This is a genomic window from uncultured Microbacterium sp., from assembly GCF_947489255.1.
Taxonomy (GTDB): domain Bacteria; phylum Actinomycetota; class Actinomycetes; order Actinomycetales; family Microbacteriaceae; genus Microbacterium; species Microbacterium phycohabitans.
The window spans coordinates 135,618-152,343 of sequence record NZ_CANLCY010000005.1 but is presented as its reverse complement, the minus strand read 5'-3'; the positions used below and the strand labels follow the sequence as shown (position 1 = coordinate 152,343).

Sequence of the window (16,726 nt, the reverse complement as noted above, 5' to 3'; positions counted from 1 at the left end):
CGCGCCCCGAATCAGCTGACGCGGTGCCAGGCCGGCTGCGCGCCGCTCTGATGCTCCGACCGCCTGCCGGGGTCACAGGCCGGCGGCAGAGCGCAGAAACGCACGTTCCTCGCGGAACCCATCGAGAGTCCTGCGAGGCACGCGCGTTTCTGCGAGATTCGGCTGGGCCCGGGGCTGGGCGTCAGGCCAGCTGCGCGCGACGCTCGGCGAGCTGGTCGAACGTCGCGAACGACTCGGCGATCGGGCTGCCGGTGAAGTGGCCGACCCAGCCGTCGTCATCGTGGAAGAAGCGCACGCTGACGTAGTGGGGAGCGGTGCCCATGTCGAACCAGTGCGTCGTGTTGGCCGGGACCGAGATGAGGTCTCCCGCCTCGCAGTACACCGCGTGCACCTTGTCGTTCGCGTGCAGGTAGAAGACCCCGGCGCCCTTGGCGAAGTAGCGGTCCTCGTCGTCGTCGTGCTGGTGCTCCGAGAGGAACTTCTGGCGCGAGGGGGTCTTGACCTCGTCGTAGTTCTCCTGCGCGGGGTCGAGGGCGACGACGTCGACGAGCGTGTACCCCTCGCGCTGCTTGACCTCGTCGATCTCGTCGGCGTACAGCGCGAGCACCTCGTCCTGCGACGCCCCGGAGGGCACGTCGCGGATCTCCCAGCGCGAGAAGCGGGCACCCAGCTCGGCCAGCGCCTCGCGGATCTCCGCTTCGTCGGTGGTCTCGAGCACGGGCGTGCTCGGGTCGGTCTCTTTCCAGACGGTCAGGAGCGTCACGGCTCCTCCTCTCGGCGCGATATGAGCGGAATGATCCGATTCTGTCGTCGATCCGGCCCGAGTGCCCACTTGCCGGGCAGGATCAGGGGTTGCGGTGTAACAAAGTGCAACCTCGAATAACCGGACCGTCTCGGGTGCTGCTTGACTTCTCGACGGCCGACCGGCACAGCATCCGGGCGGTTCCTCGCACCCCACTCCTCGACGAAGGGGACCCCGTGTCCGTTCGATCCCACCGCTGGGCGGCGCTCGTCGCGACCGCCGGCATCGCCGCCCTCGCCCTCACCGGCTGCGCGCAGCAGAACACCGCCGCTCCGGCGGCCTCGGCGGCCCCCGTGCAGAAGGTCGAGAACCTTCCCTCGCCGTTCGACGGCGAACCCGTCAAGGTCGCCCTCGTGCAGCAGTCCGGCGCCGGCGACTTCTTCACCGCGTGGACCGCGGGCGCGAAGGCCCAGGCCGCCGCGATCAACATCGACCTCACCGTCTACGACGCCCGCAACGACAACGCGAAGCAGGCGTCCGACCTCGAGCAGGCGATCGCGGCCAAGCCCGACGCGATCATCGTCGACCACGGTCAGACCGACACGATCGAGTCGCACGTGCACGACGCGGTGGATGCCGGCATCCCGGTCATCGTGTACGACCTCGCCCTGAAGGACTCCACCGGGGTCATCGTCACCTCGCAGTCCGACGCGTCGATGGCGCAGGGCGTGCTCGACCAGCTCGTCGCCGACGTGGGCGACGGTGCCAAGGTGGGCCTGGCCAGCACCGACGGCTTCGCGCCCCTCGAGCGCCGCAAGAAGGTGTGGGACGAGGTCGTCGCCGAGCACGGTCTCGACCAGCTGTTCTTCACCGGCAAGGTCACCGAGTCGACCGCGACCGACAACATCCCGCTCATCGATGCAGCCCTCAAGGCGAACCCCGGGATCCAGGCGATCTTCGCCCCCTACGACGAGATCACCAAGGGCGTCGTGCAGGCCGTGCAGCAGAACAACCTGCAGGACAAGGTCAAGGTCTACGGCATCGACATCTCCAACGCCGACATCGAGGTCATGACCGCCGACGGCAGTCCCTGGGTGGCCACGAGCGCGACCGACCCCTCCGCGGTCGGGGCCGGCGTCGTGCGCGCCCTCGCCCTCTCGCTCGCCGGGCAGCTCGACGAGACGAGCGTGCAGTTCCCCGCGATCACGATCACGCGCGACTTCCTGCTCGAGAAGGGCATCACCAATGTCGCCCAGCTCCGCGAGGCCGAGCCCTCGCTGCTGCTGAGCGACACGGTGGTGGCCGACTGGCTCCCCGCGATCTCGGGATGACCTCACCTCTGCACGCCGACGCCGCTCCGGCCGACGACACCTCCGTCGTCCGCCTGAGCGGCGTCGGCGTCCGCTTCGGCAGCAACCAGGTGCTGCGCGACGTGTCGCTCTCGCTCGAACCGGGCAGCATCACGGCGCTGCTGGGCACCAACGGCGCGGGCAAGTCGACGTTGATCGGCGCCGTCTCGGGAGCCAACGCCGCCTACACGGGCGACATCGCCGTGGCAGGTTCCGTGCGGCGCCTCACCACTCCCGCCCGCGCCCGACGGGCCGGCATCGAGACGGTGCACCAGCGCATCGCCGACGGGATCGTGCCCGGGCTCAGCGTCGCCGACAACCTCGCGCTCACCGATCTCGCGACCGGCGGGCACCGGCTCGTCCGGCGGGCGGAGGCGGAACGCATCGCGCGCGCGGCCCTGGGTCGCCTCGGCCTGGAGTGGAGCGACGAGGTGCTGCGCGCGGACGCCGACCGCCTGGGCACGTCCGACGCGCAGCTGCTCGTGCTCGCGCGCGCCCTGCGCTCGACTCCGCGCCTGCTGATCCTCGACGAGCCGACGTCGGCGCTCACCGCCGCCGAGGCGGACCGCCTCTTCGCCGTGCTGCGCGTCCTGCGTGACGAGGGGCTGTCGATCCTGTTCGTCAGTCACCGCTTCGGCGAGATCGAACGTCTCGCCGACCGCATCGTGGTCCTGCGCGACGGCCGCCTCGAGCTCGATGCCCGGCGGCCGTTCGACTGGCACGCGGCGCTCGAGGCCATGCTGGGCGTGCCCACCGAACTCCAGCAGCACATCACCGACCCGCTCCCGGCCGGGCGCGAGGTCCTCGCCATCGACGACGCCGTGCTGCTGCCCGGCGCAGAGGCTCTTACCCTGCGCGTCTCGGGCGGCCAGGTGACCGGCATCCTGGGTCTGCTCGGGGCGGGCAAGACCGAGCTCGCCGAGATCGTCGCCGGGGTGCGCGCGACGGGCGACGCCCGCCTCTCGCTCGACGGCGAGCCCTATCACCCCACCTCTCCCGCCGCTGCGATCGCCGCCGGGGTCGTGCTCGTCCCCGAGGACCGTCAACGCCAGGGCATCCAGCCCGGGTGGTCGATCGCGCGCACCGTGGGGCTCCCCGTCCTGCGCGCCCTCTCCCGCGCCGGCGTCATGGCGACCCGGCGCGAGCACGCCGCCGCCGACGAGGTGATCGACGCGTACGGCGTCGTCGCCCCGTCGTCCGACGCCCGCGTCGACGACCTCTCCGGCGGCAACCAGCAGAAGGTCGTCGTCGGGCGATGGTTGCGCACCGACCCCCGCCTCGCGGTGCTCGACGAACCGTTCCGCGGCGTCGACATCGGGGCTCGGCGCCGCATCGGCGACGCCGTCCGTGCGCGCGCGGCCGCGGGTGCCGCCGTCGTGGTGCTCTCGAGCGACGTCGACGAGGTGCTCGAGGTCGCCGACCGCATCGTCGTCCTCGTCTCGGGCCGCATCGCCTTGGACACCCCCGCCGGCGCGCTCGATCGCGCGCGCATCGTCGCCGCTCTCCTCGACGACTCCGGCCACCGGAAGGAAACCGCATGACCACCGTCTCCTCCCGCAGCTCGGCCCTCGCGCAGCCGCGCGCGGGCCTCGGCTCGCGCGCCGTCGACGCCGTCGCGAAGTGGGGCTTCGTCGCGGTGACGGTGCTCCTCATCGTCTTCTTCGCGCTCACCGAGCCCGCGTTCGCGACGGCCGACAACGTGTTCGGGATGCTGAAGTACATCGCCCCGATCGGCATCGCCGGTCTGGGCGTGACGCTGGCCATGACGGTCGGCGGTCTCGACCTGTCGGTCGGCGCCAACGCCGGCTTCGCCGTGTCGATCGCGGCGTGGACGATGGTGATCGGCAACCAGGTCGGCGGGATCGCCGTCGGTGTCGTGCTGATCTCGGGCGCCCTGATCGGCGCGGTCAACGCGGCCCTGATCGTGTTCGCGCGCATCCCCGACCTGCTGGCGACGCTGGCCACGATGTTCACCGTCGTGGGGCTGAAGCTCATCATCGTCGACGGCAAGTCGATCTCGTCGCAGATGACCCTCGACGACGGCACCACCGCCCCCGGGCGCTTCACCCCCGACTTCCTGTGGTTCGACCGCGGGTCGATCGGCCCGGTGTCGGTGCCCGTCCTGCTGTTCCTCGGACTCACCGTGCTGCTGTGGTTCGTCCTCGATCGCACGCGCTGGGGTCGCGCTCTCGCCGCCGTGGGCTCCAACCCGGAGGCTGCGCGTCTCGCCGGCATCCGCGTGCGCGCCTACCGCGCCGCCGCGTACATCGGCTGCGGCATCCTGGCATCCATCGCCGGTCTCGTCCTGGCCGCCCGTATCGGTCAGGGCGACGTCTCGGCCGGCAACAGCCTGCTGCTGGATGCCGTGGCCGTCTCGCTCGTCGGGGTGTCGGTCCTGGGCATCGGGCGTCCGAACGCGTGGGGAACGGCGCTCGGAGCCGTGCTCATCGCCGTCATGGTCACGGGCTTCTCGATGATGGGCCTGCCGTACTACATCCAGGACTTCGGAAAGGGCGTCGTCCTGCTGGTGGCGCTGCTGTTCAGCTTCACCTTCCGCCGCCGCAAGACCACCATCGTCGCCGGGAGCACGACCGCATCATGACCGACACCCTCCTCACCGATCAGCTGACCGTCGAGACGGTTCCCGCGTACCTCGCTGCGCGCCCGCGGCTGGCGGGCCCGGTGGATCCGGCATCCATCGTGTCGGTCGACGAGGTCGGCGACGGCAACCTCAACCTCGTCTTCATCGTGAAGGATGCCGCCGGCAACGGCGTGGTCGTGAAGCAGTCGCTGCCGCACGTGCGCGTCGATCCCTCGTGGCCGCTCACCCGCGAGCGGGCGGCGCGCGAGGCGGTCGTGCTCGGTGTGCACGAGCGGATCGATCCCGCGCACGTTCCGGCGTTCCACGGCTTCGACGCCGAGAACCTCGCCCTGTCGATCGAAGACCTCAGCGATCACGCCGTGTGGCGCGGCGAGCTGATCGCCGGGCGGCTGCACCCGTACGCGGCGGCGCAGCTCGGGGAGTACGTCGGCGCGGTGGGCTTCGCCACGAGCGTCTTCGGCATCCCGGGGCCCGAGCGCCGTCGCCGCATAGCCGAGGCCACCAACCCCGAGTTGAGCGAGATCACCGAAGACCTCGTCTTCACCGAGCCGTACGTCGACCACGAGCACAACGGCTGGCTCGACGCCAACGCCGACGACGTGCGCGATCTCCGCGCCGACCGGGTCTTCGTTCGCGAGATGGGCCTGGCCAAGCAGCGGTTCCAGGAGAGCACGCAGAGCCTCATGCACGGCGACCTGCACACCGGGTCGGTGTTCGTGCGCGCCGAGGGCGAGTCGGTGCGGGCGTTCGACTCGGAGTTCGGCACCTACGGCCCCACCGGCTTCGATCTCGGCGCCGTGTGGGCGAACCTCGTCATCGCCGCGGCACGGGCGCAGGTGCTCGGGCGTTCCGCCGATGCTGAGACGCTCCTGCGGCTCCCGGTCGAGCTCGTCGACGCGTTCGAGCTCGAGTTCCGTCGCCGCTGGCCCGACCGCGTCGACCCGCGCGTGTACGGCGACGAGGTGCTCGAGCACACGCTCGCGCAGGTGCGTTCGGATGCCGCGGTCTACGCCGCGGCCAAGGCGGTGCGCCGCATCGTCGGGTACTCCAAGGTCGCCGACATCCTGACGTTGCCCGAGCCGGAGCAGGCCGCGGCCGCGCGGCTCGTCCTGCGCGTCGCGTGCACCCTGGGCACCGCGCGTCTCGACGACGCCGACCCGCGCGTGCTCACCGCGCGGACGGTGGAGGTGCGGGGCTGACGCATCGGGCGAGGCGCGGTGTGCGGGTGCACTGCCGCGCTGCTCGCGCGACGGGGCGCGGCGTGCCGGTGCCCTGCCGCGCTGCTCGCGCGACGGCGGTCGCGGCATCCGGCGGTTCCTCGCGATAAACGCTGCCTGTGCCGGGAAACGCGCTGGGTGAGCGTTTCTCAGCACAGCGAGCGTTTATCGGGCCGCTCGGGCAGCACGCCGGGATGGATGCCCGACAGCGCGCCAGGACGAAAGCCCGACAGCACGCCGGGGCGGATGCCGACGCGTCAGCGCGTCGCGACGGCGAAGCGCAGCAGCCACTCGGTGATCTCGAGGTGGCGGCGGGCCGCGGCGACGTCGGCGCCCCACGCGTACATGCCGTGGTTCGCGACGATGAGCGCGGGCACCTCGGGCACCTCGGCGGTGGCCGCGACGTAGACCTCGTCGAAGCGGGCGGCCTCGACGCGCATGTCCTGGTCGTTGGCGATGACCGGGATCGTCACGGTCTCGTCGTGCGCGCGGTGGCCGATGCCCTTCAGCATCTCCATGTCGCGGATCTCGACGCCGCCCGGCCACCGGTGCCCGGCGACGACCGCGTCGAACGCGTGCACGTGGAACACCGCGCCCGCGCCGGTGCGCGCGGCGATGTGGGCGTGCAGCCCCGCTTCCGCAGACGGCGGACGCGGGTCGTCGGAGTCGAGCGCCTCGCCGTCGGCGTCGATCAGCACGACGTCGCGATCGGTGAGCTCCGACTTGTCGAGGCCCGACGCGGTCACGGCCAGCACCAGGGGGTCGCGGTCGAGCACGATCGAGAGGTTGCCGGAGGTGCCGCGCATCCAGCCGTAGCCCGAGAAACGCGAGGCCTCGGCGGCGAGGGCGGCGCCGGCCTCCTGCACCCGGGCGGCGAGGGGGAGCTTCATCGGGCGATCTCGATCTCGTCGAAGGATGCCACGGCATCCGCTCCGAAGTCGGACCCGGCCCACGGCTCCCCGGCGCGGTCCAGCGCGACGACCTGCCAGCCCGCCGCGCGGGCGGCGGCGACCTCGTCGGGGTGGTCGGTGAGGAACAGCGCCCGGTCGGGCGCGACGCCGAGGGCGGAGGCGATGCGGTCGTACGACGCCGCTTCCTTCTTCGGGCCGGCGCTGACGGTGTCGAAGAAGTCCTCGACGAGCACGGTCAGATCACCCTGCGGCGCGTGACGGAACCACGGCACCTGCGACGCGATCGACCCCGAGGAGTACACCGCGAGGCGGATGCCGTCAGCCTGCCAGGCACGCAGGCGCGGCGGGACGTCGTCGAAGAACTGCGAGTGGATCTCGCCCGCGGCGAAGCCCTCGGCCCAGATGATGCCCTGCAGGGTCTTCAGTGGCGTCGACTTGACGTCGGATGCCATGAGCCCGCGCAGCGCTTCGGCGATCTCGGCGTCGGTGGCGTCGGCATCCAGGCCGGTCTCGGCGATCGCGTCGGCGCGGGCACCGCGGACGGTGTCGTCGTCGCGTCCGAGCACCTCGTCGAGGCGCGGTCGGGCGTAGTCGTAGAGGTCGCCGAGGATGAAGCCTTCGGCGCTCGTGGTGCCCTCGATGTCGAGCACGACGACGTCGGCGGAGATGCGGGTCATTGGGGGTCCTCATCGGGGGTGGGGGACACGGGACGGAACGCGATCGTGTCGGGCTGCACGGTGGCGGCCACGGGGGCCGGCTGCTCGGGGGAGCGGCGTCGGACGACGGGGGATGCCGGAACCGGGGCGTCGGCGTCGGCGGCGAAGTGCTCGCCCACTCGCGCGGGCTCGAACGTGCCCCGACTGGTCGCGATGCGCGTCACCAGGCGCGGCGGGGTGACGTCGAAGGCGGGGTACCACGCGTCGGTGACGAGCGGGCTCGCGGTGCGCTGCCCCAGCACCTCGAGCACCTCGCGCGGATCGCGGTCTTCGATGACGATGTCGTCGCCGGTCGGCGCTCCCGGATCGGGGGCCTCGACCATCGCGATGTACGGGATGCCGAAGGCCGCCGCCGCGGCCGCGTGGGCCAGGGTGCCGACCTTGTTGACGACCGAACCGTCGAGGGCGACCCGGTCGGCCGCGGTCACGACCGCGTCGATCGGGCCCGATCCGACCCCGCGCGGAGAGGCGAGGGCGGCGGCGGCCATGCCGTCGGTGATGAGCGTGACCTTCTGGTCGAGTTCGCGCAGCGAGTGGGCGGTCAGGCGCGCACCCTGCAGGTAGGGGCGCGTCTCGGTCGCGATCCACTCGATCTCGCGGCCGGCCTCGCGGGCGGCGGCGACGAGACCGAACAGGTAGGCGTCGGCCCAGCAGTGGGTGAGGATGCGCGGCGACTCGGGCAGCAGCGACAGCGTGGCGCGGCCCAGGCGCAGACTCGCCTCGCGGTAGTCGCGGTCGACGGCGGCGGCGGTCTGCAGTGTGACGTCCACGAGCGCCCCGGTGTCGTCGGCGTCGCGACCGGCGGCGAGGATGCGGGCGACGGCGTCGCGCGGATGCGCGTTCGTGGGCCGCGCGGTGGCGAGCGCCCGGCCGGCGCGGCCCAGGGCGGTGCGCGCCTCGGCGAGGGGGAGCCCCCGCGCCTGCAGAGCGGCCAGTGCCATGCCGGCCGTCGCGGCGTAGAGCGGACCCGAGCTTTGCGTCACCATGTCGCGGATGGCCGTCGCGACCTCGTCGGGGGTCGTGGCATCCACCCATTCGATCCGAGCGGGGAAGATGCGGCGGTCGAGGATGCGGACGACGCCTGCGGCCTCGTCGAGGACGACGGAATTCTCGAGCGTGGCAGACATCGCCGCCATCCTCCCATGTCGCCGGTGTCGCGGTGGTGCGCATGACGTCGTGCGACGGCGGCGGCGACCCGATGCCTCAGGGGAGGACGGGCGAGACGGCCGTGCCCGCAATCCCGGACGCGGTTCCCTCCCCGTCGCCGAGCCGGTATCCGTCGCGTTCGGGAATCAGGGCGCTTACGCGCAGGCGCTCCCGGGGCACGTCGTTGGGCTGATGGAACGCCAGCGACAGTCCCTCTCCTCCGTCGAAGACCATCGCGTGCCCGCCGTCCGAGTCGACGAGGGGGTGACGCTGGTGGGCCCAGGGGCCGAGGATGCGCCCCGACGCGCTTCGGGCGAGACCGACCGAGTACCCGCCGTCGCCGCCGCTGGACCACACCATCGCCAGCCCGTGCTCGTCGCGGAACAGGTAGGGGCCGTCGGTGATGTACGCGCTCGTCTCGTACCCGGTGTCGGTGTTGCGGAACGGGCGCGCCCAGGGGGCGTCGGAGGCGGCGAAGAGCAGGTGCGGCTCGCCCTCGCTCGCGGTGAGGTCCGCCGTCAACCGCTGTGCGTAGATCAGGCCGTCGCCCGCCTGCAGCCACTCGTGGCAGAAGACGAGCCAGGGGTCCCCCACGTCATCGACGTGGAGAGTGCCGTCGAGGCACATCCAGCCGCGCGGTGTGACCGGCCCCTCCGACCACGGCCGGAACGCGCCGTCGGGGCTGTCGGCCGTCAGCACCTGGGTGCCGCGGCCGCCGTCGCCGTCGGCGAAGGTGGCGAACATCCACCAGCGGCCGCGGTACAGATGCACCTCGGGGGCCCAGAACTGCGTGCGCCCCCAGAAGTCCGTCGGCGGGCGGAAGGCCGCGAACGGACCGTCCCAGTGCTCCCCGTCGGTGCTCTCGTAGCGGTCGAAGCCCGAACCGGGGCCGTCCCACGGGTTGGCATCCGTGGTCCCGAAGAGGAGGAGCCTCCCCTCGAAGCGGAGGATGAACGGATCGCGGATGCGGAGCTCGGCGAGGTGCGGCATGTGGAGCGTGCTTTCTTCGGGCGGGGGAGGGGGACCGTCGGTCCCCCTCCCGAGAGGTCAACCCAGACGGGTCAGGCGGATGTCGTCGCACGCACCCGTGGAGGAGCCGCTGTTCTTGTAGCAGTAGACGGTCGCGCTCGTGACGGTGGTGCCGGTGGTGAACGTCACGGTCGCCGGCCCGTAGAGGGCACCGCCGACGCGTTGGAACGTTTCGGCCGCGCCCGTTCCCTTCACCCCGAGGGCGATCTCCTCACCCGAGGCCGCGCGGAGCGAGGCGGTGAGGACGTAGGACGTCCCCGGCGCCAGGCCCGTGATGGTCTGCTGCGCACCCGAGTTCGCGGCTCCGGTCTGCAGTCCGTACGAGCCGGTCGCGGCGGCCGCGGTCGTGACGGTCGCGGCGGTCCCCGATCCCGACGCCGACCACGAGCCGAGCGACCCCTGTTCGAAGCCCGGGTTGGCGATCGGGTTCGCGGGCGAGGTCACCGGCTGGAGGCTGAACGCATCGCAGGACCCCGTGCCGGACCCGCTGTTCTTGTAGCAGTAGATCGTGGCGGATGTCGAGGACGCTCCGGTCGTGAACAGGACGGTGGCGGGGGCCCATGTGGTGGCGGTGGAACGGCTGAAGGTCTCGGTGCCGCCGAAGCCCTTCGCGCCCAGGGCGATCTGCTCTCCGGCGGTGGCGACCTTGGTCGACGCGGTCAGCAGGTAGGTCGTCGACGGCGTGAGTCCCGAGACCGTCTGCTGCACGCCGCTGTTGGCGGCGCCCGTCTTCACCGACGCGGTTCCGTTGACGAAGTCCGACGTGTTCGCCGTCGACGCGGTGCCGCTCCCGCTGATCGTCCACCCCGCGAGGCTGCCGGTGTCGAAGCCGGGGTTGGTGACGAGGTTGTCGACGGGCTGCTCGTAGGCGCCGATGGAGGGGACCGTTCCGATCGCGGTGCCCGCGAAGTCACGGCCGCCGTTGCTCGCGATCGCCACACCGCGAGCCAGCGCAGGAGACGACGGACGGATGCGGAACGACGACGCGCCCGTGGAGGTCTGCGACGCCGTGGGGAGCGGCCCCGTGAGCTGCGGATCCAGCGTGATCGTGCCGGTCGTCGGGGCGGTGGAGTGCGGGTTGCCGTAGAGGAGGTTGTTCGCGTAGACCGACCCGGTGGTCTGCACGTACCCGCCCGTGCCGAAGTTGACGACGAGGTTATTGCGGAACTTGTAGGAACCACTGGCGCTCACGCCGCTGCGGCTTCCGGTGACGTAGGTCGTGCGTCCGGACGGGATGAAGATCGTGTTGTTGTAGATGTCCGGCTGCGCGGTGGCGGAGTTCGTACGGTTCGGGATGCCGCCGGCGAAGTGGATGACGTCCTTGGGCCCTTGCGACGCGGGCTGGAGCGGGCAGGGACCGGTGTTCGTGTCGTCCTCGCTGACGTTGTACCGGATGATCGTGCCGTCGCTCGGAACGGTCGATGTGGGCTCGCCCGGGACGTTGATCGGCGGCATCACGAGGATGAATCCGCCGCGGTTGTTGCGCGAGTAGTTGTACTGGAACGTCGTGTTGTGGTTGCCCCAGTCCACGTCGTAGCCCTGCCCGTCGGCCTCGTTGACGAAGCAGACCGCGGAGTTGTTCTGCACGACGGTGTCGTTGCTGCCCGACATCCAGATGGACGCGGAGGCCCCGTTGCAGTACTGGCCGCTCGGGGGGCACTGCGTGAGCGACTTCGCGCCGCCGTAGGCGGTGTCGTTGCCGTCGATGAGAGCGCCCTGGCCCTTCACGACCAGGATGTCGTCGCCGCCGGAGTAGCGCATCGTGTTCGACTGGATGCGCACGTTCGTGCTCAGGCCGGTGCCCTGACCGTCGCGGTCGGGGGTGACGGCCACGGGGATGCGGTCGACATGGTCGAACGTGTTGTTCGAGATGGTGATGTCGTCCCAGGTGGAGACGGTCGAGGTGTGGTTCGTCTGCACGCCCACGCCCGCGTTCGTGGCGTACCAGCCGCCGGAGTACCCGCTGATGTTGCGGATCGTCATCCCGGTGACTTCGAGGTGGGTCAGAACTCCTCCGGAGGAGTTCTCGGCGAGGATGCCGGACCGGTACGCGGGGGTCGTCGCCGCGTTTCGCAGCTCGAGGTTCGAGATCTCCCACTGCTGCTGATTGACCAGGTGGATCACCGGGCCCACCGCGCCGCCGGCGTCGATGATCGGCTTCGCCCCGGTGCCGTAGGCGCTCATCTGGATCGGGGATGCCGAGCTGCCCGAGCCGGTGGGGGAGAGCTGGCCGGTGCAGGTGGTGTCCGACTTGAACAGCACGCTGTCGCCGGGGCCGAGGACGAGGGCGTTGACGGACGCGACCGCGTTGAAGGGCGACGCCGACGACCCCGTTCCGTTGGTGGAGGCCGAGCAGTCGACGTAGTAGGCGGTCGAGGCGGCCGAGGCGGGGGCGGCGATGACGGGGGCTATCGAGAGGGTGAGGGCTCCGAGCATCGCCAGGGCGATCGCTCGGGGGCGGAGCGGGAGGGAGGACGTCATTGTCTTCTTGCCTTTCTTGTCAGGAGGGGGGTCAGGACTTCACGGCGCCCATGGTCAGGCCCGCGACGACCTGCCGTTGGAGGATCACGAAGACGACGAGCAGGGGTGCGACGCCCAGGAGCGCCGCCGGGAACAGCAGCGAGGGATCGAGGGAGTAGCTGCCGATCAGCGAGTACGCGTTCACCATCACGGTCTTCAGTGCGGGGTTCTGGACGAACACGAGCGGCACGACCAGGTCGTTCCAGACGGTGATCGTGAGGAAGGTCGCGAGGGTGGCGGTGATCGGACGCAGCAGCGGGAAGAGCACGACGAAGAACGTGCGGATCGCGCTCGCGCCGTCGAGGGCCGCCGCCTCTTCGAGCTCGAGGGGGATCTGCCGGAAGAACGACGTGTAGAAGAAGATCGCCACCGGGAGGTTGATCGCCGCGTACGTCAGGATCAGTCCCTGGTAGCTGTTGAGCAGTCCCAGATCGCGCAGCAGCAGGTAGAGCGGCGCGATGAGGACGAAGATCGGCACGGTCGATCCCGCGATGAACAGGCGGTACGTCCACGTCGTCCAGCGGCGGGTGATGCGGGCCAGAGGGTAGGCGGCGAGCGCCCCGAGCAGGATCGTGACCAGGAGCGAGCCGAGCAGGACGACGGTGGAACTCACGACGCCCTGGGCGTAGTTCATCTTCGCGAAGGCGTTGGCGAAGTTCTCGAGCGTGATCCGGGTGGGCAGGCCCAGCGGGTCCGCGATGATGTCTGCGGCGGGTCGCAGCGAGGCGATCACCGTGTAGACGAACGGCGCGACGATGAGGGCGATCGTGATCACGAGGGCCACGTCGCCGATGAGCGCCGAGACGGGTCGCCGGGTCGTTCGACGACGGGCGGAGGAGATGCCGCGGGCGGCGGGGGAGACAGTCATGGTGTTCGGGCCGTTTCCGTGTCAGATGCGATCTTCGCGGCGGCGAAGCAGGGCCTGGGTCGTGCTGGCGATTACGACGACGACCACGAGGAGGAGGGTGGCGATGGTCGCGCCGTAGGCGAAGCTGCCCTGGCCGCCGAAGATCTTGAAGAAGATGAGCATCGTCAGGGTGGTGGTCGATCCGGCCGGACCGCCGTTGGTCATCACGAGGGGCAGCTCGAAGACCTTGAGCGAGCCGATGAGCGACAGCGTGATGTTCACCGTGAGCGCGGGCGCCAGCAGGGGCCACTCCACGGCGGTGAAGCGCTGCCATCCGGAGGCCCCGTCCACGCGCGCCGCGTCGAGCAGATCGGCCGGCAGGTTCATGTAGCCCGCGAGGAAGATGGATGCCGAGTACCCCGCGAACATCCAGATGTTGACCAGCGCGATCGCCCAGAGGGCGGTGTCCGGGTCGCCGAGCCAGACCCGCGTGAGGGAATCGAGTCCGATGGCGCGGAGGAGGCTGTTGATCGACCCGTCGGGCGAGAGCAGCGAGTTCCAGATGAACGCCGCCATCACGGCCGACATGAGCGTGGGGATCAGGATGAGGGTGTTGCCCACGCGGCGCACGCGGGGTCGGTTGTACAGGGCGCGCGCGAGGAGCAGTCCGATGCCGTTCTGGAACACCACGACCACCGCGGCGTAGGCGACCGTGATCGCCAGCGCCCGCAGCACGTCGCCGTCGGAGGCGAGCTTGGCGTAGTTGGCGGCGCCGATGAAGTGGCCCGCGTTGCCGACCTTGCTGTCGGTGAGGCTCAGCGCGATCCCCTGCACGAGGGGATAGGCCACGATCACGAGGTAGACCGCGAGGGCGGGGGCGAGGAAGAGGGCAGCGGTCAGAGGTTTGCGGTGGATCATCGTCGTCTCCGTGGGGGTCGGCAGGACCGGGTGGTTCGGGTTTCACCCGGTCCTGCCGAGGATCGTCAGCCGGTGGGCGCGAGCTTCTTGTCGAGGTTCTGCAGCGTCTGATCGATGTCCTGCTGGCCGAGCCAGAGGGCCTGGACCTCCTGCTGCATGGCCTTCTCGCCGGCGGCGCTGAACCAGGTGTTCGAGGGCAGGATGCGGTAGTCGCCCTTGTCCACGGCATCCACGAAGGCCTTCGTCGCGTCGGTGGACGGGCTCGTCCCCTCGCTGAAGGGCGACACGGCGTTCTCCGCCTCGAGGAACGGGGAGGCGTTGGCGCTGTCTGCCCAGAAGTCGACGTACTTCTCGGCGGCGTCCTTCACCTTCGACGCGGCGTTGATGCTCCACATGGTGCCGACGAACAGGTTGGCGTTGGAGTCGCCCGACGCCTCGGCCGGCCACGGGATGAACGAGTCGTTCAGGCCCGCCTTCTCGAACGCGGACTGGTTCCAGGCGCCCTGCACGTAGAACGCGCTCTTACCCGCCTCGAAGTCGGAGATGCCGGTGCTCCACTCGTCGATGCCGAGCTCGCTGGCGAAGTCGACGTAGCCCTTGGACTGGAGGTCTATCAGCTGCTGAGCCGAGCTCTTCCAGGACGCGAACGAGGCCTTCCCGTCGAGGAACTGCTGATCGAAATCGGGGTTCTGCTTGTAGACGAGCGAGGCGGCGATCGCGTTCAGTGCGGAGGCGCCCGTCCAGCCGCCCTTGTTCGGCAGAGAGAGCGGCGTGATGCCGGCATCCTTCGCCTTCTGCAGGGCTGCGTCGAACTCCGGCCAGGTGGTGGGGATCGCGTCGACGCCGGCCTTCTTCAGCAGGTCGTTGTTGGCGTAGAGGGAGATGCCGATGACCTCCATCGGCAGGGCGTAGGTCGTTCCCTCGTTCTGGATGAAGGGCGTCACCTCCGGGCGGACCCCGGAGGTCCACTCATCCGAGGAGAGGTCTTCGAGGTATCCCGACGATCCCCAGTCCTGGACCTTGGCGGAGTCGGTCATGATGACGTCGGCGGCATTGCCCGCCAGCAGTTCCGGCTGCACGCGCTGCGTGTACTTGTCGTTGGCGGGGACGAACTCGAACTGCAGGTCGATGTCGGGGTTGGCCTTCTCGAACGCGTCGTTGATCTCGCTGATGTTGGCGGGCTCCGCGTCGCCGCCCTTCCATCCGTAGACCTTCAGGACGGTCTTGCCGCCCTCGCCGGTGGCGGTACCGGACGCCGTGCTGCATCCCGCGGTGGTCAGCAGGAGGGTCGCGCCGAGGACGACCGCCACGACGGTCTTGCCGCGACGGAAGGCGGAGGAGGGGTGGATGCCGGAACGAACGGCTCGGGTGTGCTGGTGCATCGCGTGCTCTCCATTGAGAAATGTGACGAGGGTTTGGAGCGCTCCAAACTGGAACGACACTGATCATCACGCCTCCGGCGGTGGGTGTCAAGCGCCGTTACGCCGAGGTGGAGGCGCGAGGGATGAGGCGGTAGGGGACGCTGAGCTGCTCGGGTTGCGCGTCGGCGTTCTGGATCTGCTTCGTGATCAGCCGAATCGCTTCACGCGCCATCCACGTCTTGTCGATGAAGACGGTGGAGAGAGCGGGCGCGGCGTACCGCGAATCCTCGATGTCGTCGACGCCGATGACGGCGACGTCCTCCGGGACCCGGAGGCCGTGTCGGTGCAGGGCGGACAGTGCACCGAGCGCCAGCAGATCGTTCGCGCAGAAGAGCGCGTCGAAGGCGTGACCGGAGGCGACGAGGGCGTCGACGGCGTCGGAACCGTCTCGGCGCGTCCAATCGTCGACGGCGCCGATCGGGCTGGCCTCGCTCAATCCGGCCTCGGCGAGGGCGCGGTGGAAGCCCTCTTCGCGCTCGGACACGACGAACTGGTCGCCCGAGGTCTTCTCGCCGATCATGACGATGCGCGTGCGACCCTGCGCGATCAGATGCCCGGTGGCTATCTCGGCGATGCGCACGGAGTCGATGCCGACGCGGTCCACCGTGGTGAGCCGGGAGCGCTCGCCGAGGAGGACCAGCGGCATGCCCGCACGTCGGCTCTCGATCTCGTCGTCCGAGATGACGGACGGGCTGAAGATCAAGCCGTCGGCGGCGCCGAGGTTCCAGGCGTCCGCCGCCTCCCGTTCCTTGGCGAGGAGGTTGTCCGTCTGCTGAACGAGCAGGCGCATGCCGAGCTCATCGGCGGCGGCCACCGCGGCTCGGGCGATCTCGGCGAAGTACGGCTGCGCGAAATTGGGGATGGCCAGGGCCACCAGTCCCGTACGCCCCGAAACGAGGTTCTGACCGATCGCCTGCGGTCGGTAACCGAGCTTCTCGATCGCGGCATTCACCCGCGTCTTCACTTCTTCGCGGACGTGCGGATGGTTGCGGATGACGTTCGAGACGCTGCTCTTGGACACCCCGGCCTCGGCCGCGACGTGCTCCAGCGTCACGCGTCGCCGCGCGCCCGTCATCCCTTCCCGCCCGCTCGTGTGCACATCTTTGGAGCGTACCAATCGCCTCGCCGTACGCCAGGGGATGACGGGTGCGGGCGGGTGTGCTCCGACGGCCTCGGCGTGCGCCGCTGCCGCGCGTTCTCCCGCCTTCGCGCGCCCCCATGAGACAATGGCCACGGCGTGCTCGGACCGACCTTTCCCCGCACGGCATCCCCGGATGCCGCCGGGTTCGAAGGGCCACCGAGCCCCAG

General features: G+C 70.4%; 14 protein-coding genes. 4 read left to right on the top strand and 10 right to left on the bottom strand.

Annotated elements, in window-relative coordinates; translation table 11 throughout:
- Nucleotides 1-181: 181 nt before the first annotated feature.
- Nucleotides 182-763 carry a cupin gene (locus Q0818_RS14050; protein ID WP_298876142.1) on the bottom strand — a complete coding sequence of 194 codons (582 nt, stop codon included), beginning with the start codon at nt 761-763 and terminating at the stop codon, nt 182-184.
- 215 nt (nt 764-978) lie between these two features.
- Here Q0818_RS14050 and Q0818_RS14045 point away from each other — a divergent pair, with 215 nt between their 5' ends.
- The 4 genes from Q0818_RS14045 to mtnK are packed head-to-tail and all read left to right on the top strand — an operon-like array spanning nt 979 to nt 5,892.
- Entirely contained in the window at nt 979-2,073 is a 1,095-nt protein-coding gene (locus Q0818_RS14045) for a substrate-binding domain-containing protein (protein WP_298876140.1), read from the top strand.
- Entirely contained in the window at nt 2,070-3,632 is a 1,563-nt protein-coding gene (locus Q0818_RS14040; RefSeq protein ID WP_298876137.1) for a sugar ABC transporter ATP-binding protein, read from the top strand. Before Q0818_RS14045 ends, Q0818_RS14040 begins: the two co-directional genes overlap by 4 nt.
- The gene (locus tag Q0818_RS14035) at nt 3,629-4,693 is read left to right on the top strand and encodes an ABC transporter permease (RefSeq protein WP_298876134.1); all 1,065 of its coding nucleotides are present in this window, start codon (nt 3,629-3,631) and stop codon (nt 4,691-4,693) included. Before Q0818_RS14040 ends, Q0818_RS14035 begins: the two co-directional genes overlap by 4 nt.
- On the top strand, nt 4,690-5,892 hold the full coding sequence (gene mtnK, locus Q0818_RS14030) for an S-methyl-5-thioribose kinase (protein WP_298876131.1): 1,203 nt from the start codon (nt 4,690-4,692) through the stop codon (nt 5,890-5,892). Before Q0818_RS14035 ends, mtnK begins: the two co-directional genes overlap by 4 nt.
- 275 nt (nt 5,893-6,167) lie before the next feature.
- On the opposite strand, the gene mtnB is transcribed toward mtnK, so the two are convergent.
- The 9 genes from mtnB to Q0818_RS13985 form a co-directional block, all read right to left on the bottom strand.
- Nucleotides 6,168-6,800, bottom strand: a complete 633-nt coding sequence (mtnB, locus tag Q0818_RS14025) for a methylthioribulose 1-phosphate dehydratase (RefSeq protein ID WP_298876128.1) — start codon at nt 6,798-6,800, stop codon at nt 6,168-6,170.
- Nucleotides 6,797-7,498: an acireductone synthase gene (mtnC, locus tag Q0818_RS14020; protein ID WP_298876126.1), complete on the bottom strand. Its 702-nt coding sequence runs from the start codon at nt 7,496-7,498 to the stop codon at nt 6,797-6,799. Before mtnC ends, mtnB begins: the two co-directional genes overlap by 4 nt.
- A complete protein-coding gene (locus Q0818_RS14015; RefSeq protein ID WP_298876124.1) occupies nt 7,495-8,664 on the bottom strand; it encodes a hypothetical protein in 1,170 nt (389 codons plus the stop codon). Before Q0818_RS14015 ends, mtnC begins: the two co-directional genes overlap by 4 nt.
- A 76-nt stretch (nt 8,665-8,740) precedes the next feature.
- Nucleotides 8,741-9,673 (bottom strand): glycoside hydrolase family 43 protein, encoded by a 933-nt coding sequence (locus Q0818_RS14010; protein ID WP_298876122.1) that lies wholly within the window; start codon nt 9,671-9,673, stop codon nt 8,741-8,743.
- A gap of 57 nt (nt 9,674-9,730) precedes the next feature.
- Nucleotides 9,731-12,193, bottom strand: a complete 2,463-nt coding sequence (locus Q0818_RS14005; RefSeq protein WP_298876119.1) for a carbohydrate binding domain-containing protein — start codon at nt 12,191-12,193, stop codon at nt 9,731-9,733.
- Between the two features lie 31 nt (nt 12,194-12,224).
- The gene (locus Q0818_RS14000) at nt 12,225-13,100 is read right to left on the bottom strand and encodes a carbohydrate ABC transporter permease (protein ID WP_298876116.1); all 876 of its coding nucleotides are present in this window, start codon (nt 13,098-13,100) and stop codon (nt 12,225-12,227) included.
- A 21-nt stretch (nt 13,101-13,121) separates the two neighbouring features.
- On the bottom strand, nt 13,122-13,997 hold the full coding sequence (locus Q0818_RS13995) for a carbohydrate ABC transporter permease (protein WP_298876113.1): 876 nt from the start codon (nt 13,995-13,997) through the stop codon (nt 13,122-13,124).
- A gap of 65 nt (nt 13,998-14,062) precedes the next feature.
- Nucleotides 14,063-15,379, bottom strand: a complete 1,317-nt coding sequence (locus Q0818_RS13990; protein ID WP_298876111.1) for an extracellular solute-binding protein — start codon at nt 15,377-15,379, stop codon at nt 14,063-14,065.
- A gap of 97 nt (nt 15,380-15,476) precedes the next feature.
- Nucleotides 15,477-16,472 carry a LacI family DNA-binding transcriptional regulator gene (locus Q0818_RS13985; protein WP_298876109.1) on the bottom strand — a complete coding sequence of 332 codons (996 nt, stop codon included), beginning with the start codon at nt 16,470-16,472 and terminating at the stop codon, nt 15,477-15,479.
- Between the last annotated feature and the right edge of the window lie 254 nt (nt 16,473-16,726).

Bases quoted from the DNA above. Each gene is read 5' to 3' on its own strand.
- Q0818_RS14040 (WP_298876137.1), top strand. From the start codon at position 2,070: ATGACCTCACCTCTGCACGCCGACGCCGCTCCGGCCGACGACACCTCC.
- Q0818_RS14035 (WP_298876134.1), top strand. From the start codon at position 3,629: ATGACCACCGTCTCCTCCCGCAGCTCGGCCCTCGCGCAGCCGCGCGCG.
- mtnK (WP_298876131.1), top strand. From the start codon at position 4,690: ATGACCGACACCCTCCTCACCGATCAGCTGACCGTCGAGACGGTTCCC.
- mtnB (WP_298876128.1), bottom strand. From the start codon at position 6,800: ATGAAGCTCCCCCTCGCCGCCCGGGTGCAGGAGGCCGGCGCCGCCCTC.
- mtnC (WP_298876126.1), bottom strand. From the start codon at position 7,498: ATGACCCGCATCTCCGCCGACGTCGTCGTGCTCGACATCGAGGGCACC.
- Q0818_RS14015 (WP_298876124.1), bottom strand. From the start codon at position 8,664: ATGTCTGCCACGCTCGAGAATTCCGTCGTCCTCGACGAGGCCGCAGGC.
- Q0818_RS14010 (WP_298876122.1), bottom strand. From the start codon at position 9,673: ATGCCGCACCTCGCCGAGCTCCGCATCCGCGATCCGTTCATCCTCCGC.
- Q0818_RS14005 (WP_298876119.1), bottom strand. From the start codon at position 12,193: ATGACGTCCTCCCTCCCGCTCCGCCCCCGAGCGATCGCCCTGGCGATG.
- Q0818_RS14000 (WP_298876116.1), bottom strand. From the start codon at position 13,100: ATGACTGTCTCCCCCGCCGCCCGCGGCATCTCCTCCGCCCGTCGTCGA.
- Q0818_RS13995 (WP_298876113.1), bottom strand. From the start codon at position 13,997: ATGATCCACCGCAAACCTCTGACCGCTGCCCTCTTCCTCGCCCCCGCC.
- Q0818_RS13990 (WP_298876111.1), bottom strand. From the start codon at position 15,379: ATGCACCAGCACACCCGAGCCGTTCGTTCCGGCATCCACCCCTCCTCC.